At 69.0% G+C, this 19,906-nt stretch carries 15 protein-coding genes; 7 read left to right on the forward strand and 8 right to left on the reverse strand.

From position 1 onward, the window contains the following. Positions 1 to 36: 36 nt before the first annotated feature. Entirely contained in the window at positions 37 to 1,932 is a 1,896-nt protein-coding gene (locus ACFY29_RS04365; RefSeq protein ID WP_386983352.1) for a hypothetical protein, read from the forward strand. A 579-nt stretch (positions 1,933 to 2,511) separates the two neighbouring features. Continuing rightward, positions 2,512 to 3,660, forward strand: a complete 1,149-nt coding sequence (locus ACFY29_RS04370; RefSeq protein ID WP_386983354.1) for a hypothetical protein — start codon at positions 2,512 to 2,514, stop codon at positions 3,658 to 3,660. A 95-nt stretch (positions 3,661 to 3,755) separates the two neighbouring features. Here ACFY29_RS04370 and ACFY29_RS04375 read toward each other — a convergent pair whose 3' ends face one another. The 5 genes from ACFY29_RS04375 to ACFY29_RS04395 form a co-directional block, all read right to left on the reverse strand. Then, the gene (locus ACFY29_RS04375; RefSeq protein WP_386983356.1) at positions 3,756 to 4,532 is read right to left on the reverse strand and encodes a sulfite exporter TauE/SafE family protein; all 777 of its coding nucleotides are present in this window, start codon (positions 4,530 to 4,532) and stop codon (positions 3,756 to 3,758) included. After that, complete coding sequence (locus ACFY29_RS04380) at positions 4,529 to 5,110, reverse strand: rhodanese-like domain-containing protein (RefSeq protein WP_386983357.1); 582 nt, start codon at positions 5,108 to 5,110, stop codon at positions 4,529 to 4,531. Before ACFY29_RS04380 ends, ACFY29_RS04375 begins: the two co-directional genes overlap by 4 nt. After that, positions 5,107 to 6,513 carry a rhodanese-like domain-containing protein gene (locus ACFY29_RS04385; protein ID WP_386983359.1) on the reverse strand — a complete coding sequence of 469 codons (1,407 nt, stop codon included), beginning with the start codon at positions 6,511 to 6,513 and terminating at the stop codon, positions 5,107 to 5,109. The genes ACFY29_RS04380 and ACFY29_RS04385 overlap by 4 nt, the downstream gene beginning before the upstream one ends. Before the next feature lie 40 nt (positions 6,514 to 6,553). Continuing rightward, complete coding sequence (locus tag ACFY29_RS04390) at positions 6,554 to 6,865, reverse strand: rhodanese-like domain-containing protein (RefSeq protein ID WP_386983361.1); 312 nt, start codon at positions 6,863 to 6,865, stop codon at positions 6,554 to 6,556. 104 nt (positions 6,866 to 6,969) lie between these two features. Next, positions 6,970 to 7,233: a metal-sensitive transcriptional regulator gene (locus tag ACFY29_RS04395; protein ID WP_386984632.1), complete on the reverse strand. Its 264-nt coding sequence runs from the start codon at positions 7,231 to 7,233 to the stop codon at positions 6,970 to 6,972. Positions 7,234 to 7,540: 307 nt separating this feature from the next. Between ACFY29_RS04395 and ACFY29_RS04400 the strand changes: the two genes are divergently transcribed. Continuing rightward, positions 7,541 to 7,945 (forward strand): GNAT family N-acetyltransferase, encoded by a 405-nt coding sequence (locus tag ACFY29_RS04400; protein ID WP_355611741.1) that lies wholly within the window; start codon positions 7,541 to 7,543, stop codon positions 7,943 to 7,945. 257 nt (positions 7,946 to 8,202) lie between these two features. Here the strand turns inward: ACFY29_RS04400 and ACFY29_RS04405 are convergent, their stop codons facing one another. Continuing rightward, on the reverse strand, positions 8,203 to 8,739 hold the full coding sequence (locus tag ACFY29_RS04405; protein WP_386983363.1) for a TetR/AcrR family transcriptional regulator: 537 nt from the start codon (positions 8,737 to 8,739) through the stop codon (positions 8,203 to 8,205). Positions 8,740 to 8,884: 145 nt separating this feature from the next. Here ACFY29_RS04405 and ACFY29_RS04410 point away from each other — a divergent pair, with 145 nt between their 5' ends. From ACFY29_RS04410 to ACFY29_RS04425, 4 genes are all read left to right on the forward strand, one after another. After that, the gene (locus ACFY29_RS04410) at positions 8,885 to 10,276 is read left to right on the forward strand and encodes an MFS transporter (RefSeq protein WP_386983365.1); all 1,392 of its coding nucleotides are present in this window, start codon (positions 8,885 to 8,887) and stop codon (positions 10,274 to 10,276) included. A 240-nt stretch (positions 10,277 to 10,516) separates the two neighbouring features. Then, positions 10,517 to 13,693, forward strand: a complete 3,177-nt coding sequence (locus ACFY29_RS04415) for an efflux RND transporter permease subunit (protein ID WP_386983367.1) — start codon at positions 10,517 to 10,519, stop codon at positions 13,691 to 13,693. Between the two features lie 43 nt (positions 13,694 to 13,736). Beyond that, positions 13,737 to 14,216 (forward strand): hypothetical protein, encoded by a 480-nt coding sequence (locus tag ACFY29_RS04420; protein ID WP_386983369.1) that lies wholly within the window; start codon positions 13,737 to 13,739, stop codon positions 14,214 to 14,216. A 39-nt stretch (positions 14,217 to 14,255) separates the two neighbouring features. Beyond that, positions 14,256 to 17,444 (forward strand): efflux RND transporter permease subunit, encoded by a 3,189-nt coding sequence (locus ACFY29_RS04425; RefSeq protein ID WP_386983371.1) that lies wholly within the window; start codon positions 14,256 to 14,258, stop codon positions 17,442 to 17,444. 4 nt (positions 17,445 to 17,448) lie between these two features. Here ACFY29_RS04425 and ACFY29_RS04430 read toward each other — a convergent pair whose 3' ends face one another. Together ACFY29_RS04430 and ACFY29_RS04435 are read right to left on the reverse strand one after the other, a co-directional pair. Further along, complete coding sequence (locus ACFY29_RS04430; RefSeq protein ID WP_328418315.1) at positions 17,449 to 18,204, reverse strand: AfsR/SARP family transcriptional regulator; 756 nt, start codon at positions 18,202 to 18,204, stop codon at positions 17,449 to 17,451. 364 nt (positions 18,205 to 18,568) lie between these two features. Further along, positions 18,569 to 19,897, reverse strand: a complete 1,329-nt coding sequence (locus ACFY29_RS04435; protein WP_386983373.1) for a sensor histidine kinase — start codon at positions 19,895 to 19,897, stop codon at positions 18,569 to 18,571. Between the last annotated feature and the right edge of the window lie 9 nt (positions 19,898 to 19,906).

Genomic DNA, 19,906 nt, shown 5'->3' on the forward strand with positions numbered 1-19,906 from the left:
TGAAAGCCGGTGCATTAGGTGCGTAATGTGCCCGACATGGTCTCTCGCACTTGGCGTAACCTGTTGCTCACAGCGGTCGGGATGGGCGTGCTCGCCGGTGCCGGTCAGCTCGGCATCGCGTTCAGCTTCGGCATCGTCCAGCTCACCGGCGCCTCCGCCGGCGCCACCGTCAACCAATGGCCTTCCCAGCTCGTCTGGGTGGGCTGGTTCGCGGCACACGCCGCCGTAGCCGGCACCGTCGTCACCGCACGCCTGGCCCGCCGGTACGGGATGCTGGGGAGCACGGGCAGATTGGTGGCCGTCGCCGCCGCCGCCGCGCTGGGCGCCACCGTTGTGGCGCCGCTCTGCGTCCGGCCGGCCCAGGCCGCCGAGCGCTTCTCTGTGGACCCGATCTGGGCCGTCGCCATCTGTGCGACGATCGGCGCGCTGGTCGGCGCGGGTGCCGCGATCGCCGTACTGGTGAAGCCGCCGCTGGGCTGGAACATGGCGGCGGTGGGCGGCGTGGTCTGGCTGCTGGCACTCGTCTCGGTCGTCCCGTCGCTCGCAACCGGCGGGCCGTTGCCCGCCGTACGGCTCGGTGTGCTGGAGCCGGCCGGGCTCGACGCCGACACGGCACACCGGCAGGCGATCCTGATTCTGCCGGCGGTCGCCCTGCTCATCGGCGCGGCGACCGGCGCGCTGGCCCGCAGGCGCGGGCATCCGCCGCTGGTCAACGGCGCGACCGGCACGGCCGGCGCAGCGCTGGTCGCGTTCGCCTACCTGACCGCCGGTCCTGGCGACGCCGTCGACCGGTACCAGATCACGCCGTACTACGTCGCGCTGCTCGCCGTCGCCGCCGGCATGCTCGGTTCGGCCGCCGCCGCGTCGCTCCGCTGGCCGTTCCACCCGCGCACCGCCGAAGCGCGGGTCGTCGAGCCGACCGACAGCCGCCGTCAGCTGTCCGCCGACCCCGCCGTGCCGCAGGCCATGACGCCGGCCGCTGGTGGTTCGACCGACGAGCCGGAGCCCGTCGACCTGGCCGGCACGGGGCCGGTCGCCGACGCGACCGCAGCGAAGCTCCCGACCGCAGCCGAACCGCTGGGCTTCGGTACGCCGGCTGGCGACCGGGACGCCAGCGCCGTACCGGCCGACTCCGCGACGCGGACCGCCGCACCCGCCGTTACCGCCGCATCGGCCGCACCCGCCGACCTCGCCACACCGGCCGACCACGACGACACCCCGGAGACATCGGAACCGGTCCCCGCGACGGCGGCCTACCTTCCCGCGGGACCCGGCGGGGACGGCTCCGGGACGGCGGAGGCCGAGGCCGACAACACCGAACCCGATGGGATGCCTTCCGACGGGGCACTCGTCGCCCCGGGGACCCGCCGGATATACCAGCCGCCGAAGACCGACCGGACGCGGGTTCAGGCGACCCGGCCGGTCGTTCCGGCGCGGCGGGTGCCGCCCTCGACCGAGCCCGCTCCGGGCGCCGAGGCGACCCACTCGGCCGGCACGCGAGAGAGGCTCGAACCGGCGCTCCCACCTCGGATCCGGCCGCCGCTGCCCAACCTGAACCAGGCCGCGAACTGGGACGCCCTCGCGACCGCCCGGCGCGCCGGGCCCCCGCCCACGACCAACGCCGCGCCGGCCCGCCCCGCCGGGACCGGTCCGGTCGCCAAGGTCCCCGCGCCGGCCGCCCCGGCATCCCTCGTCGAGGCGGGACGGGCCAGCGGGCGTGCCAGCGGGCGGCTGGGCCTGTTCCGGCGCAACAAGTCCCGGGCCGACGGGGACGGCGCGGGCACCCCGGGGAACGGCGAGCTGCTGCCGAGACAGGACGCGGAGTTCGTCGACTGGGTGACCCGGCTGGGCAAGCCGGTGGCCGACAACGAGCGGGATCAGGAGAGCGGTCGCCAGTCAATCCGCTCCACCGGCCACGACCACGGCGACTGACCTCCACTGTCAGGCCCGCCGCTGACCAACGACCTGATCGCGCTCGGTGTCGGCCGCCACGGCGGCTCCCCCGACGCCGAGCGCCCGCACCAACAGGGCCCCGCTGCGGATGGGTGGCCACCTCCTGCGCGCCGAGCCGGCCCTGGTCGACCCGCGACTGCACGTACGTGTGGTCGCGGGTCAGCTGGGACAGCTCGCCGTCCCGCAGCGCGTACGCCCGAGATATCGCCGACGTGCACCAGCGCGAGCCGGCCGCCGGAGCACAGCATCGCCGCGAGCGTGGTGACCGGCTGGTGGCCGCCGACCGCCCCACGGCGCGATCCGCGTCAGCGACCGCGTCGGCCAGCATGCCAAGCAGGTCCGGGCCCGCCGCGACCACCGGCTCCAGCCGGGCGAGGGCATCAACGGCCGCGGCGCTGGCGGCGCCACCGGCTCCGTCTCCCCTTCCTGGCGATCTTCGAATGTCCAGGTCACGGCCCGGGGCGGCCCGTTTCAGCACATCGTGGACATGGACTGCTCCACGGGCATGGGACGTGCATATGCTCCGGGCAACGGTCGCCCACCTTCAGGGGGCACACCATGCTCAAGACCCACACAACGAGCCAGAACCTTCGTCACTTTCCCGTCGAAGCCCAGCGGATGGCCGACGCGGCGATCCAGGAGCGCGAGGAGCGCCTCCGGACGATCAGTAACGCGCGCAACCGCAAAGCCGCGGAGGTGGCGGCCGGCGCCAGTGACCGGCTGCGTCGCCTGCTGGGAGACGACAACTGGGCGGACCTGACGACGCTGATGCACCAGGAGCGGCTGGCGCTTCGTGACCTGCTCCAGCCGCCGCACGGCTTGGAATCGACCTTCGCTGACCTGAACGAGGCCCGCAAACAGAAGGCCGACGCGTTTCTCCGCGCCCGGAAGGTCCGGCGTGACGAGCTTGCCGAGATCAGGGAGGACTACCACGAGGCGATGGCCGACGTCCTCGCCCCGGTGGATGCGCACGTCACCCCGGGCTTCCACCTGTCCAGCCACCTCGACAGGTGGCTGAGGCTGTCCCCGTTCCACGCGCACGCGCTTCCGTGGGGGGTCATCATCGCGGACGGCGACCCGGGCCCGCACCGGTGGGAGGTCCACCGTCCGCCGTTCTTCGGGTTCAACTTCGGCTTCGTCCCGGTACGCAATGACAACTTCATCGTCGATCGGCTGCACACGTTGAATCCGTCGCTCGGTGACGTCGGCATCACCGTCACGATGGACGACGGCGACGCCGGCGACTTCGACTACGCCTCGGGCGACGGCTTCAGCGCGATAGCCTTCTCCTTCACACCGCCGACGGCAGGTCTGGTCGAGGTGCTCATCGACGCCCAGTCCGTTGAGGCGACGCACCGGTTGAGGACGGAGAACGAGTGGGGGTGGTCGAACTCCACCACCGGCCAGGGCAACTTCCTGATGCTCGACGTCCTGCATCCCAGCGTGGCCGAGCCGTCGTACGCCCAGATGTCAGCCTTCCACCTGCAGACCGACGACGATTCCAGCCATGTCCGCGAGAACCTGACCCGGGGCGCCCATTACTTCGCGCACCTGTTCAGCGCCGGTCCGGTGCCCGCGAATGAGCCCGTGATCGTGTGCGCGGGGACGCGGTCGTTCGACTTGAGCGGCACCAACGACGTCTCCATCCACAGCAGGTCCGACTTCCGGTGGTTCATCAGCTCGGTGGAGGTGCGGATCTCGCCATAGCCGACGTCCTTGGCGGTGGCGTACGACGTCGGCATCATCAGGGGTGGACCTCGTTGGAAGGCTCATCCTGCTGCTGGCGTGGTTTCCCGTCGCGCTTAGTTGGCGGGTGGGTTGATGGCGGCCTGGATGGCGACGAAGGCCGCGATGACCATGACGAGGTAGGCGAAAGCGCGGCTCAGGTGCCGAGCGGGTACCCGAGAGGCGAAGCGTGCGGCGGCGAGGGACCCGATGATCGCCGCGACGGTGAAGGCGCCAGCGATGCGGTAGTCGTGTGTGGCGTCCCCGGAGTGGGCGGCGAATCCGGCCGCAGAGTTGATGACGATGATGACCAGCGACGTGCCGACGGCGGCGGGCATGGGCAGGCCCAGCAGCAGTACCAGGGCGGGGATGATGAGGAAGCCGCCGCCGACGCCGAACAAGCCGGTGAGGAAGCCGACCGCGATGCCCGCGCCGACGGACTTGGGCAGGCAGCCGCGCCAGTTGACGCCACCGCCGGGCAGGGCGCAGTCGCCGCCCGCCTCGCCTTGATCCCGCAGCATCCTCAGCGCCGCAGCAACCATGAGTCCGGCGAAGCCGATCAGGACGACGCGGGGGTCGAGCAGTCGGTTGACCGCAGCGCCGGCGAACGCCGCTGCGGCACCGGCGGCACCGACAATCCCGGCGATCCGCCAGCGGATCTGCCCAGCACGGAGCCGGGGCAGCAGTGCGGTGGCCGAGGAGATGCCGACGACCAGCAGCGACGTCGGTACGGCGGCGCTCAGCGGCAGCCCTGCGCCGTAGACCAGAGCGGGGACGGCGAGGATGGAACCGCCGCCCCCGAGCAGGCCGAGCAGAATGCCGACGACCGTGCCGAGCCCGAGGGCAGCGGTCACGACCGCGGGCCGGCCAGGGCCGCGACGACGCCTTCGAGGTCGGTGCGCGGGCCGCGGTTGTAGGGCAGCTTGGACAACAGCATCCCCATCGCGCAGGTGTTGGTCACCGCGGCGACGGTCAGGCCGGCGCCGATGAACGCGGCGACCCATTTTGCCGGGGGGAACACCATGCTGACCAGCACGGCGACGAGCACGATGGACCCGGCGGTCAGGCGTACCTGGCGTTCGAGATCCCAGCGGGCTCTGCCCGTGCGGATCGGCGCGCCGGCGGCCTGCCAAGCGGTGATGCCGCCGTGCAGCACGCGCACGTTCGGCAGGCCGGCGGCGGCGAGCGCTGCTTCGGCGGTGGCGGCGCGTTGCCCGGAGCGGCAGACGAGCACGACCTGTTCGTCGAGGTGCGTGCGCAATTCGTCGCGGTGTTCGCGCAGCAGGTCGAGTGGCACGTTGTAGGAGCCGGGGATGTGCCCGGTCTCGAACTCGCCCGGGGTGCGCACGTCGATCAGGCGTGGGGCGTTGCCGGTGCTGATCTGATGGTGCAGGTCGGTGGCTTGGACGGTGGCGGGGGTGCCGGTGGTCACGCAGTCTCCTTGCTGGTGATGATGGTCAGGCCGGTGTTGGCGGCCTTGGCGTAGGCGTCGTCGATGTGCACCGCAGTGCGGCCGGCGCGTTGCAGCAGGCTGGTCGCGGCGGCGGCGCGGTAGCCGGAGCCGCAGTGCACCCACACTGTGCCGGCGGGCACGTCAGCGAGGCGGTGCGGCAGGTCGGGCAGCGGGATGTGCACGGCGCCGTCGATATGCCCGGTGCGCCACTCGTTGGTCATTCGCACGTCCAGCACCACCTCGGGTGCGGGCAGGCTGTGCGGGACGGCTCCGTCGCGGGCGGCGGCCAGGTCGTCGAACGTGGCGGTGGTGAGTTCGGCCAGGCGAGTGTCGTCGCCGTCCGCCCAGTCGTCGGGGTGGCCGGTGGCTGCGGCGGCCGGTCGGTCGATGCCAATGCGGGCGAGTTCGCGCTGGGCGTCGGCGACCTGCTGCTCGCTCTCGCCGAGCAGGGTGATGGGCGCGCCCCAGGGTGCCATCCAGCCGAGCCAGGTCGACATCGGCCCGTCCAGGCCGAAGCTGAGGGTCCCGGTCAGGTGCCGGTGCGCGAACGCCTTGCGTGAGCGTAGGTCGACCACCCACTCGCCGGCGGCGATGCGATCGGCGAGTTCGGCCGGGTCGGCGCGGCGGGCCGGCGTCAGGTCGATCAGGTCGGCACCGTCGGTGTTACGGGCGCCCATATGCGCGTAGTACGAAGGGTAGGCGTCCAGCCCGGCGAGGGTCTCGGCGACGAACGCCTCGTTTTCCAGGCGCAGCGCCGGGTTCACCTGCCGCTCACGGCCGATGGTCGAGTCCGGGGCGTCGGACTGGGTGGCGGAGCAGAAGCTGCCGAAGCCGTGTGTCGGCCAGACGTGAGCGCCGTCGGGCAGCAGATCGGCGAGCCGCCGCACCGAATCGTGCTGATGCCCGGCCAGCGTGTGTGCGTGCTGCTCACCGAGCAGGTCGGTGCGCCCAGTCGTGCCGAACAGCAGCGACCCACCGGTGAACACCCCCTGCGGCCCGTTAGGGCCGTGCAGGACGTAGGACACGTGGTGGAACGTGTGCCCGGGGGTGGCGACCACGCCGATCCGCATCTCGTCGGACACGGTGATCTCGTCGCTGTCGGCGACCGGCAACCGCTCGAAACCCACCGTGTCGGCGCCGGCCACCAGGTAGGTGGCACCAGTCAGCCGGGCCAGTGCCAGGCCGCCGGAGACGTAGTCGTTGTGCAGGTGCGTCTCGGCCACGTGTGTGATCTGGACCCCGAGCCGGCCCGCGAGGGCCAGCACCCGGTCGATGTCGCGCTGCGGGTCCACCACGACCGCGACCCGCCCGTCGTGCGCCAGGTAACTGCGGTCACCCAGTGACGAGGTGTCCACGACCTCCACCTCAATGCCAGCCATCATCGTCTCCGATCTTGGATTTCTGTGGTCTTGCTGCGGCCGCTCATCGGGTCGCGCCATGCTCGATCGGGTGACCGGCGCGCACCCAGGCCTGCGTGCCGCCGGTCAGCGACCACGCGCGGGCACCGGCGGCGTCGAGGACCTGCGCGGCCATCGCGCTGCGCCCACCGGACGCGCACACCGCCACCACGTCCTGCCCGGCGAACCGCCGAGCAGCCCCGGGCAGCTCGTCCAAGGGCAGATTCACCGCGCCCGGCAGGTGGCCTGCCGCGAACTCGGCCGGGCTGCGTACATCCAGCACCACAGCGCCCTCACGTCGGCGCAACTCGTCCAGGTCGATCTCCCGAACCGTCACAGATTCACTCCTCGCGGTGAGTACCCCGGGGGGTATGTGTTCAAGAGAATTGTGTGAAGTGGGCAGGCGACATGACCCCGCCGAAGCGGGGCAGCCCACTCAGGTCAGGACAACGCCATGAACAGCTTCTCCAGCTGCTCCTCGGTCATCGGCGGCTGCTCGCCACGCTCGCGTGCCTGCTGACATTGCCGCATCCCCGTCGAAATGATCTTGAAACCGGCCTTGTCCAGGGCACGCGACACAGCGGCAAGCTGAGTCAACACCCGCTCACAGTCGTCACCGTTCTCGATCATGGCGATCACCGCGCCCAGCTGTCCGTTAGCGCGCTTCAACCGCGTCACCGCGTCCGACAGCACCTTGGCGTCCATCTCCACGTCGCCCCACCTCCGCGATCCAACATACCCCCTGGGGTATCCATCGGGCTGTGGAACACCTCACGCACCGTTGCCCTCAGCCCACAGATGGGATCGTCACGGCGGAGTCTGGGCGGTCCAGCCGCAGGAACGGACACGGGCGTGCTCCCGGACGTGTGCCGTGGGGGCCCCACCAGGCCCGCACCGAGTCCCAAGCCGGCTGTCGCCCGACCTCCCGCATGAACCAGGGCGCCGACTGATACCCGCCGGGGGTATGCTGTCGGCGCTCATGTAGTACGGCTCTGTCAAATGCGAGGAACCCGTGACCTACCTCCTACGAGTAGAAACACCTTCCGTTGAGGTCTATCGGCATCTGCGGGTCGCCGCCGGGCTAAGCCCTAAATCCGTTGACGCCGCGACGAATGGCCTGGCGGGAACCTGGCACGCTGTCGTCGTCTATGACGATGACCATCCAGTGGGCATGGGCCGGATCATCGGCGACGGTGGCACCGCGTTCCAGATCGTTGACATGTGCGTTCTGCCCGAGCATCAGGGGCTCGGAGTCGGCAAGAGGATCATGGCTGCACTGATGGAGCGGCTCGTGGATCGGGCACCTCGCACCGCCTACGTCTCACTCATCGCAGACGGCAAGGCGCGCTACCTCTATGCGCAGTACGGCTTCGCGGAGACCGCGCCGGAGTCGGTGGGCATGGCTCGCCAACTCTGACGACGTTGCGCTGCGGGACGGTCGTCCGCGTCGATCTTCGGGTATTCAGCGGCACGAGAGTGTGTCCGCCAGCAGGACCAGCATCGAGCAAGACCGTCGCGCTCGGCGCGGCACCGGTGGGAAGGCCATCTCACCTACCGGAATGCGCCGCCAAGCCCTCTGTTTCCGATGCACCTCGATGCCGAGGCCTCGCTCAGGGTGGTGCCACGGACACTTCAGGTGGGTGAAGCAGGGACACCGCCACTGGCGCGGCCCCGCTACGCGTTGGCCCGCGTGTAGGCGGCCAGGACGGTCTCGGAGATGAGGCGTGGTGCGTCCGCTTGCTCTACGAGCCCGTTGGCCACGTCCACCGCCGCACCCTTCAGCAGGTGGTGCAGGACGCTGGTCAGCCAGGTCGCCGGGAGGTCGTCTCGAAAGGCTCCTTCGGATTGGCCGCGACGGATCAGCTCGTCGACGCGCTGGGCAGGTTCCGCGTGCAGTTGCTGTACCCGTCCGGGAGGGAGCGCCGCCTGCGCCGCTGCAAGGACGGCGCTCGCCCGGGCGATCAGTAGCCAGCTCGACTCGATCAGGACGCGCAATGCCCGTCGAGGGTCGCCTGAGAGATCCAGACTCGCCAGGACCGTCTCCCCCTCGGATATGACTCGTACCAGCGCGGCCTCGATGAGGGCGTCCCGAGTCGGGAAGTGCCCGTAGAGGGTGACTCGACCCACTCCCGCGGCCTGGGCGATCTCGCTCACGCTCGCGTCAGCGTTTCGACTGAGGCTGGCGATCGCTGCATCCAGGATCTTCTCCACGTTCTGCCGAGCGTCGGCTCTGCGGGCCTGGCTGGTTCCCGAGCGGGACATGCAACTCCCTCAAGTCGAACAGTGCTGTATGAGTTATGGTAGCCGCTGCAACTCGAACATCACTGTTCAACTTACCTGAAGGAGGCGGATAGTCATGGCCGAAACCATGGCCCCGACGAGTCCGACCCGCGGTCCCAACCCGCACCGCTGGAAGATCCTGGGACTCGTCGGCGTCGCCCAATTGATGTTGATCCTGGATGTCACAGTCGTCGCGATCGCCCTTCCCCACGTGGGTGCGGACCTCGGCCTCGAGCGGGAGACCCTCACCTGGGTGGTGAGCGGCTACACCCTCGCCTTCGGTGGCCTGCTGCTACTCGGGGGCCGCGCCGCCGACCTGTTCGGAGCTCGACGCCTTGTCATCGTGGGGCTCCTGTTGTTCACCGCCGCGTCCCTGCTCGCAGGACTGGCAACCAACGGCCCCATGCTGCTGGGCGGTCGCATCGCCCAGGGCGTTGCTGCGGCGATCCTGTCCCCCGCCGCGCTCTCTCTGGTCGTCACGATCTTCGAGGGCGACGAACGCAACAAGGCCCTCGGGATCTGGTCTGCGTTGGGCGGTAGCGGGGCCGCCCTGGGGGTCCTCCTCGGTGGCCTGCTGACCGCTGGACCGGGCTGGCCGTGGGTGTTCTTCATCAACGTCCCGGTAGGACTCGTCCTGCTGCTCATCCTGCGGGTGCAACTCCCGCCGCAGCAGAGCACCGGCGCGCCGGGTCGGCTGGACGTACCGGGAGCGGCGCTGGTGACCGCTGCCACCGGTACCCTGATCTACGCCCTGATCAGGGCTGGAGACCAGGGCTGGGGCACTCCGACGACTGCGGCACTCCTCGCGACGGCTGTGGTTCTCTACGGTGGTTTCGTCGTCCGTCAGCGCCTCGCGGCGAGCCCGCTCATGGATTTGCGACTGCTGTTGCGCCGACCGGTGGCGACCGGGAGTCTGCTGATCCTGGTGGCCACCGCCCTGATGATCACTGTCTTCTTCCTCGGGTCGTTCTACCTTCAGGACCACCGCGGGTACGGCGCCCTCCAGACCGGGTTGCTCTTTCTCCCGGTAGCGCTCGCGACCATGCTCGGGGCCAACGCAGCGGGCCGCGTCATTGGTCGTACAGGCCCGCGCACCCTTGCCGTGCTGGGACTTCTCCTCGCCGCGGCAGGCTTCGTGATCCCCGCGCTATGGGGCGGGACCGTGGCGATGGTTTCCGGCGTCAGCCTTGCCGCCGCCGGCACCGGGGCCGTCTTCGTCGTCGCATCCGCGACCGCTCTAGCGCAGATCGATCCACGAGAGGCCGGGCTGGCGTCTGGAATCGTCAGCACGTTCCACGAGTTCGGGGCATCGCTCGGCGCCGCTGTGGTGTCGAGCGTGGCCGCGTCGAGTATCGCCGGGAACAGCACTGACGGGTTCTCCCGTGGTTTCACCACCGGCGCCATCATCGCGGCCGTCGCCGCTGGCCTGGCCTTCATCATCACGCCCGGGCCACGCTCCAGTAACTGATCCCCGAACGTGTCGCCAGTGGAGTGGGACTCCACCGGCGACACGTTCGGCCAAGGGCAGGCGTTGGATCGCGCTGACCGACAGCAGCTTCCGGCACGCCTGCTGTGAGCCCACTGTGAGCAAAGCGTGAGCGGGCGGCCTCAATCTTGGCCCTGGTCGGCAGACCGATGAACTCCAACTGAGAGGTCTCGGGCCATGATGCGGTGGATCGTCGGGTCAAGCGTCAAATATCAACGGCTGGTGCTCGCCATCGCCGTGGCCCTGATGGCCGTCGGCTTCGTTCAGCTTCGCAACACGTCGGTCGAGGCCCTGCCGGAGTTCGGGCCGGTGCGGGTGGACGTGCAGGTCGAGGCCCTCGGGCTCTCCGCCGAGGAGGTGGAGAATCTGATCACCAACCCGATGGAGAACGAATTCTTCAACGGAATCCCGTGGCTGGCCAAGCTCGAGTCGCGCACGCTACCGGGATTGTCGTCGATGGAGATGACGTTCGAGCCCGGCACGGACCCTATCCGGGCCAGGCAGGTCGTGCAGGAGCGCCTGACCATGGTCGCCATGCTGCCGGCCGCCTCGTCGAGGCCGCCGCTGGTGGTGCAGCCCCTCTCGTCGACCGGCCGGCTCATGATGATCGGTCTGTCGTCCCAGGATCGCTCACTGATCGACATGTCGTTGCTGTCGCGCTGGACGATCGTGCCCCGCCTGCTGAGCATCCCCGGCGTGGCCAACGTGGCCATCTGGGGGTTCCGCGACCGGCAGCTGCAGGTGCAGGTCGATCCCTCCAAGCTGATGCAGAGCGGCATCACGCTGGACCAGGTCCTGCGCACGTCGGCGAACGCGCTGTGGGTCTCGCCGCTCACCTTTGTGGAGGCGTCGACACCCGGGCTGGGCGGTTTCATCGACACACCCAACCAGCGGATCGAAATCCAGCACAACCAGCCGATCAAGACTGCGGCGGATCTCGGCAAGGTCACCGTTCAGGGCGCCGAGGACCGCGGAGTGCTGCTGGGTGATGTCACCCAGATCGTCGAGGACCACCAACTCCTCATCGGCGACGCGGTCGTCAAGGACACCCCGAGCCTCATGCTCGTGGTGGAGAGGTTCCCGGGCGCCAACGTGGCGGCCGTGACCCGGGACGTGGAGGCTGCACTCGACGAGCTGCGACCCGCCATGCCGAGCGTCGAGATCGACACGACGGTGTACCGGCCTGCCACCTTCATCGAAAAGATGGTCGACCACCTCACCACGACGCTGATCCTCGGCGCCATCCTCCTGCTGCTGGTGCTCTGCGCCTTCCTGTTCAACTGGCGCACCGCGCTGGTCAGCCTGCTGACCATCGCGTCCTCCGTGGCGGTGACGGTGCTCGTCCTGTCCTGGTTCGGCGTGACCCTCAACATGATGTCCCTGGCAGGGCTGGTGATGGCCCTCGCCATCGTCGTGGACGACGCCGTGGTCTGCGTCGAGAACATCCGGCGACGGCTGCGGCAGCACCGCGAGGAGGCGTCCGACGAGCCGGTCTCCGACACCATCCGTACGGCCATCCTCGAGATGCGCGGCCCGCTCTTCGTCGCAGCCCTGATCGCCGCGGCCTCGGTGGTGCCCCTCTTCATCCTCGACGGGGTGCGCGGGGCGTTCCTCACCCCGGTCGCCCAGGGCTTCCTGGCCGCCACGGTGGTCTCACTGGTGGTCGCGCTGACGCTGGCCCCCGTGCTGGCCACGCTCCTGCTCTCCCGGTCGTCGCTGCAGCACGGCCAGTCGCCGCTCGCCCGAGCTTTGGAGCGGGCGTACGGTGCGCTGCTGCCCCGGCTGCTCCGCCGGCCCGTCTGGTCTTATGCCCTGGTCGGACTCCTCGTGGTGGCGGGCCTGGCCGCTCTGCCGTTCCTCGGCTCGCGGCCGCTGTCCCCGACGCTTCAGGAGCGCGACCTGCTGATCACCTGGGAGGCGCCGCCCGGCACGTCCCGGCCGGAGATGAACCGGATCACGGGTGCGCTCAGTGCCGAACTGCGGGCCATCCAGGGAGTACGCAACGTCGGCGCCCACACCGGGCGGGCACTGGCGTCGGACCAGGTCGTCAACATGAACTCGGGCGAGGTGTGGCTCAGTGTCGACCCGGAGGCCGACTACGGCCGGGCCCTGACCGCCGTGCAGCAGGTGGTGGATGGCTATCCCGGGGTGCAGAGCGACGTGATCACCTACTCGGACAAGCGGATCCGGGAGGTGGTGACCCGCGGTGCCACGGAGGACCTCATCGTGCGCATCTACGGCAACGACTACACGGTGCTCAACGAGAAGGCCCAGGAGGTCCTCGGCGTCATCGCCGCCATCGACGGCGTCACCGAGCCACGGGTACGGTCCGCAGAGGTCGCGCCGACGGTGGAGATCGAGGTCTCCGTCGCCAAGGCCGCGAAGTACGGGCTCAAGCCGGGCGACGTGCGCCGGTCGGCCGCCACCCTCGTCTCGTCCACCGTCGCGGGCAACCTCTTCGACGACCAGAAGGTGTTCGAGGTCGTCGTGTGGGGCGTCCCCACGGTGCGCCAGAACCTGTCCACCATCCAGAACCTTCTGATCGACGCGCCGGTCGGAGGCCCGCGTGGCGGCCCGACCCAGGTCCGTCTGGCTGACGTTGCCGACGTCAGAGTCGTGGCGAAGCCGGAGGTCATCACACACGACCAGGTCTCCCGCAGCATGGACGTCGTCGCGACCGTGCGCGGGCGTGGTCTGGGTGCCGTCACCAGCGAGGTCAAGGACCGGCTCGCGCAGGTGACCTTCCCCCGTGAGCACCACCTGGAGGTGCTCGGAGAGGCCCAGGCAAAGGCGAGTTCCGACTTCCGCATCTGGACCTTCGTGATCGGCGCCGTGATCCTGATCTTCTTCCTGCTGCAGGCCGGCTTCGGTAGCTGGCGGGTGGCGTCGCTGTACTTCCTGCTCCTGCCGACGGCACTGGCAGGCGGGCTGCTGCTGGCGGCCATCGACCGGTCGGCCGTCTCGGTGGTCGCGCTGCTGGGGCTGCTCACCGTGCTGGCCATGGCCGTTCGGGGCGGCACGCTGCAGATCATGCGGTACCAGCGGCTGGAAGAGGAAGGCCACACGCCAGGTGCCGAGCTGGTCGAGCTCGGGTCACGGCAGCAGTTCATCCCGGCCGTGACGGGCATCCTGGCGGCGGGGATGGCTCTGCTTCCCATGGTGATCTACGGCGGCGTCTCCGGCCTTGAGATCGTGAGCCCGCTCGCCCTGATCATCCTCGGTGGCCTGGTCACGACCGCGCTGCTGAACCTGCTCGTCCTGCCCGTGCTGTATCTGCGGTTCGCCGTCCGGTCTCCATCGGTGGCCGGGTCGGAGCCTCGGACCGGATCGATACCCGCGCCCAGGCCAGAACCCGGTCCGGCGGGCAAGGAAACCCCTTCAAGTCCGGCTCCGGCCTGATCGGAACCAGGAGAGTCCCATGCACAGACAAGGAGGCGACCACATGCGACACAGTGGTCGGTGGATGGCAGCGATCCTGATCACGCTGGGCTTGGCGGCCTGCACGACACCCGCCTCGAACACCTCGGGTGGCCACAAGGAGAGCCCGGCCAGTGTCGAGGCGATGCCGGGCAAGGACGTCAAGAAGGTGACGCTGACCGAGCAGGCGGCGCGCCGGGTGGGCATCGCGACGGTCACGATCGGCGCGGCGCAGACCGCGCCGCCGGTCGGGCCGACCCCGTCGCCGGGCACGCCGGCGACCGTGGTGCCGTACTCGGCAGTGCTCTACGACCCGACCGGCCTGGCCTGGGTCTATACGGTTCCCCAGCCGTTGACCTACGTCCGGGAGAAGGTCGTGGTGGCGACCGTGGGCGGGGCGCGCGGGACCGACGCGTTCCTTGCGCAGGCACCGCCAGCGGGGACCTCGATCGTGACGACAGGCGTGATCGAACTCTGGGGAGCCGAGCTCGGGGTCGGCAAGTAGTCCATCCAGTCGCTACGAGGGTAGGGACCCCACACCATGATGCGTTGGATCATTGGAACGAGTCTGAAGCTCCGGTTCCTCGTGGTTGTCGGGGCCTCCATGTTGATGTTCTTCGGCGTCCTGCAGATTCGCGACATGCCCGTCGACGCGTTCCCCGAGTTCGCGCCGCCCCGGGTGGAGATCCAGACGATCTGCATCGGACTGTCCGCGCAGGACGTCGAGGAGCTTGTCTCCGTCCCGCTGGAGCAGGGGCTCACCGGGATCGAGGGCCTGGACGTGATGCGCTCCAAGTCGGTCTCCCAGCTCTCCTCGATTGTCCTGATCTTCAAGCCCGGGACCGACCTGATGGCGGCCCGCCTGCTGATCCAGGAGCGCCTCACCTCCATCACTCCCAGACTGCCGCGCTGGGCCAACGCCCCCTTCATGATCCAACCGCTGTCGTCGACCAGCCGGGTGATGAAGATCGGAATATCCCAGGCGGACAAGTCGGATGCGGCTCACGTCGAGATGGCACTGCAGGCCTATTGGACGGTCCGGCCCCGCCTGATGCGGGTACCCGGGGTGGCGAATGTGGCCATCTGGGGCGATCGGTGGCACGTCAAGCAGGCCCTCGTCGATCCCGAGCTCATGAAGCAGCACAACGTCACCCTGGCCCAGGTCATGGAGGCCGCCGGAGACGCGGTGGACGTGGGTCAGCTGAAGTTCAACGGCGGGTTCGAGATCGGCACCGGCGGGTGGGTCGACACCGCCAACCAGCGGCTCCAGGTGCAGCACCAACTGCCCGCCCTGACCGGGCAGCAACTGGCCGAGATCCCCATCGAGGTGCCGAAGGGCGCCAAGCCCGTCTACCTGAAGGACGTCGCCTACATCACCGACGACATCATGCCGCCGTCCCTGCTCACGGGGGACGCGGTCATCAACGGCGGCCCCGGCCTCATGCTCATCGTCGAGAAGCTGCCCTGGGGCAACACCCTTGAGGTGACCCGCGGGGTCGAGGCCGCACTGACGGAGATGGCGCCCGGCATGCAGGGCCTCGACGTCGATACCGAGATCTTCCGGCCGGCGACCTTCATCGAGACCTCGGTCGAGAATCTCGGTCGGGCGATGGCCATCGGATTCATTCTGGTGGTCCTGATCCTGGTGCTCTTCCTCTTCGAGTGGCGGGTCGCGCTGATCAGCGCCATTTCGATCCCGCTCTCCCTCGTCGCGGCGGGACTCGTCCTGCATTGGACCGGGGCCACGATAAATACCATGATCCTGGCCGGGCTCGTGATCGCCCTCGGCGTGCTCGTCGACGACGCCATCATCGACGTTGAGAACATCGTCCGCCGCATCCGCCAGCATCGACGAGCGGGCAGCACGAAGTCGACCGCCGCCATCGTCCTCGACGCGTCGGTGGAGGTCCGTGGTCCCATCGTCCAGGCCACGATGATCATCCTGGTCAGCACGGTCCCGATCTTCCTGCTCACCGGGCTCACCGGCTCGTTCTTCCGGCCCATGGCATTCGCCTACGGGCTGGCCATCCTGGCCTCGCTGCTGGTGGCCCTGACGGTGATCCCGGCGCTCGCCCTGATGCTGCTGGCCCGGTCACCGATCGAGCGGCGGGAATCGCCGCTGGTGCGCTGGCTCCAACGCGGCTACACCACGTTGCTGGCACGCATCATCCCGCGTCCCGCCGTCGCCTACGCGACCGTCGTACTCGTCCTGGCGGGAGGCGTCATGGTGGTACCGATGCTGGGACAGAACCTGTTCCCCGCGTTCAAGGAGCGGGACTTCCTGATGCACTGGGTGACCCAGCCCGGCACCTCGCGTGAGGAGAGTGTCCGCATCACGGAACAGGTCAGCAGGGAACTGCGGGCGATCCCCGGGGTCCGGAACTTCGGCGCCCACATCGGGCAGGGCACGTTGGCCGACGAGGTCGTCGGCATGAACTTCACCGAGAACTGGATCAGCATCGACCCGAAGGTCGACTACGACAAGACTCATGACGCCGTGCAGAAGGTGGTCGACGGCTATCCCGGCCTGCAGCGCGACGTGCAGACCTATCTGAAGGAGCGCACGAAGGAGGTGCTCACCGGCTCCAGCGACGCCATCATCGTCCGCATCGTCGGCGACGACCTCGACGTGCTCCGCGACAAGGCCAACGAGGTCAAGGACCTCGTCGCCGGGATCGACGGCATCATCGACGAACACGTGACGCTGCAGACCACAGTTCCCCAGGTCGACGTCCAGGTCGACCTGGCCAAGGCTGCCCAATACGGGATCAAGCCCGGCGACGTACGCCGAACCGCGGCCACGTTCATCGCCAGCGAGGAGGCGGGCGACATCTGGCGAAACGGCAAGAACACCGAGGTGCACGTGTGGAGCGTGCCGAGTGCCCGGTACAGCATCGAGAGCGTCCGCCACCTCCTGATGGACGCGGCGGACGGGAGCAAGGTCCCGGTGGGTGAGCTGGCCGAGGTCAAGATGGTGCCCACGCCCAACCAAATCCTGCGAGAGAATGGATCGCGGTATATCAATGTGGGTGCCAATGTGGCCGCGGGGAAGGCCCTGAGTGACGTGGCGGCCGAGGTTGAGCGCCGCTTGGCGACGGTGGACTTCCCGCCCGGCTACCACCCACAACTGCTCGGTGAGTACAAGGAGGCGACGAGCGCCCAGGACCGGCTGCGGCTCTTCGCCGGCGTCGCGGTGATCGGGATCCTCTTCCTGCTGACCACCGCCTTCAACAGCTGGCGGCTGTCGTTCCTCGTCCTCCTCACGCTGCCCATGGCTCTGGTGGGCGGGATCCTCGCGGCATACGTCGGTGGCGGCATCCTTTCGCTCGGCTCGCTGGTGGGATTCTTCACCGTGCTGGGCATCGCCGCGCGCAACGGCATTCTCATGATCAACCATTTCCAGCATCTCGAACGGGAGGAAGGGGAAATCTTCGGCCGAAACCTCGTCCTCCGTGGCGCGAAGGAGCGACTCTCGCCGATCCTCATGACCTCGTTGGCGACCGGGCTCGCCCTGGTTCCCCTTGCCATCGAGGGCAGCCTGCCCGGTCACGAGATAGAACACCCGATGGCGGTGGTGATTCTGGGTGGCCTGTTCACCTCGACTCTGCTGAACCTGCTTGTCCTCCCGTCGCTCTATCTGCGTTTCGGCCGACCCAAGGATTCGTCCACGCGCCGGCCGCTTGCAGGGCGGGTGTGGCCCACAGCCCTGCGGCCCGGAAGGTCTCAAGCCTGAGCGGTCACGGCAGGTCAAGTGCAGGATCGCCGCGAAGGATCGCCCTCTCCAGCTTCTGTAGCTGTGGCGAGGTGTCGAGTCCGAGCTCGTCGACCAGCCGACTCCGCGCGAGCCGGTACGCGACCAGCGCGTCGGCGGCGCGGCCAGCGCGGTACAGGGCGAGCATGAGCTGCGCGAGCAGTCGTTGCCGGTACGGATACTGCCCGACGTACTCGGCGAGCTCATCGAGGACGGCCTCGTGCCCGCCGAGCCGCAACTGCGCGTCCAACCATTCCTCCACCGCCGTCAACCGCGCCTCCTCCAGTCCCCGGCACAGATCTTCGACTCGCGGGGTCGCCACGTCGGCCAGCGGGGGTCCGTGCCACAGATCGAGCGCGCGCCGCAACATCGCCGCCTTCTCCAGGTCGTCCGTCTCAAGACGAGCCCCGGCGAGGAGGGCGCGGAAGCGGTGGGCGTCCACGCTCATCGGGTCGGCCCGCAGGACATAGGTCCGGCCGCGCGTGGTGATCCTTACGCCTTCACGGTCCGCACCGGCCATGGCCAGTACGTTGCGCAGTTGCGAGACGCGGACGTGGATGGCATGACGTGCGGTCGGGGGCGGCCATTCAGGCCATGTCAGGTCAACGAGGCGGTCGAGCGGCACGAGCTGGTTCACGTTCAGCGCGAGGATCGCCAGCACAAGCCGCTGTTGGCGTGGCCCGAGATCGACTTGTTGATCCCCCGTCCATGCCTCCACTGCACCCAAGAGCCGGAACTCCACGACCCCCTCCCCCCGTGATGCGTCTACACCTCCTCCGCCTCGCTGCGCAGGGCCTCGGATCCAGGCCGTCGATGCTTGTGATGAATGGTGGGCCACGTTCTCTGTATTCCGCCGACACCAACTCACAAGTGGTATGCGCCTGCCGAGGTCTAAATATAATTTGTGACACTAGAGGCCGATTCAGTCCGTGTTCACGGGCAAAAGCGAGTAATCGTCAGAAATCCGGGTCACCAGTACCTTTCATTGCCTACCAAGACGCGCATTTCCGCAACAGGCAAGTGCACGTGCCCCGCCTTGCCCTCCTCACAACATGCGTTTGCCCATAAAGGTGGATTCGCCGGGCCTTTCCCAGCAAGGCGGTCAATTAGCGCGCAGGTAGGCGGATGACGAACCGTGCACCGCGAGGCGCGTCCTCGACGTCTATCGAGCCTTCGTGTGCATCGATGATCTCTCGCGCGATGGCCAGACCGAGACCGGTGCCGCCCGTGCGCCGGCTCCGATCGTCGTCGAGGCGCGTGAATCGCTCGAAGACGCGCTTCCGGTCCGCGGGCGGAATCCCCGGCCCGTCGTCGTGGACGATCAACGTGACCCGGCGGTCGTCGCTGTCGAGCTCGACGCTGACCGATGACGAGGCATGGTGCTCGGCGTTGTCGAACAGGTTGCGTACGGCCCGGGTCAGGTCGTCGCGACGGCCGTCGACGGCAGCCGCCGAGACCGCGCCGGTGTCGACCCGCAGGTGGCCGCTGCCACGAATCCGGGCCGCCTCGGCCAGGACGATGTCGTCGAGGTCGACGGGACGGGCTGGGGGGCGGGGAACGCCGGCGTCCGCCCGTGCGAGGAACAGCAGATCCCGGACCAGCCGCTCCATGCGACGGTTCGCCACGAGCAGATCAGCGGCGGTTTCGTTCCATTTGGTGCGGTCAGGGTGGGCGAGCGCGACCTCCAGATCGGTACGCGCCGCGGCGAGCGGGGTCTGCAACTCGTGCGAGGCGTCCGCGACGAAGCGGCGTTGACGCTCGGCGGCGGCATCCAACCGGTCGAGCATCATGTTCATCGTGCCCGCGAGCCGACTGATCTCGTCGTCCGTGCTCGGCACGGACACGCGCCGGTCGAGGGAGCGTTCGGAGATGTCGGCGACCTCGGCCCGGATAGCGTCCACCGGCCGCAGGGTGCGACCCGCGACCGTCCAGGTCGTGACGGCGACGAGTGCCAGCAGTAGTGGGGCACCGGTGGCAAGGGCGCCCTGGAGAACGTCGACGACGTCATCGACCGGGGAGAGACTCGCCGCAACGTAGACGGTCACCGGTCCTTCGGGCGTATCCGTGGGCAGTGCGATGACCCGGTAGCCGCCGGGCTCGCCGAACGGAAGGCCGTCCACTGTGCGCACCTCGGACCCCGCCCCCGGAAGGAACCGGGCGAGAGACTGATCGTGCCGAAGTCCGGCGGTGGCGGCCACCACCCGGCCGGCGCCGTCCACGACCTGGGCGATGCTTCCGTCGTCGCCCTCGATGGCCAGCTCCGTGGGGAGCGTGCCCTGGCGGGCCAGGGTCGCGACGTCGTGCGCCCGTACCCTCGCGATGTCGTCGACGCGTTCGACCAGCGAATGACGCAGAAACATCACCAGGCTCACGGCGGTGACCACGAGGGCGACACCGACGACGATCGTGGCGGCCACGGTGGTGCGGGCGCGCACCGTCGTGAG

Source organism: Micromonospora sp. NPDC000668 (assembly GCF_042897975.1).
GTDB lineage: Bacteria > Actinomycetota > Actinomycetes > Mycobacteriales > Micromonosporaceae > Micromonospora.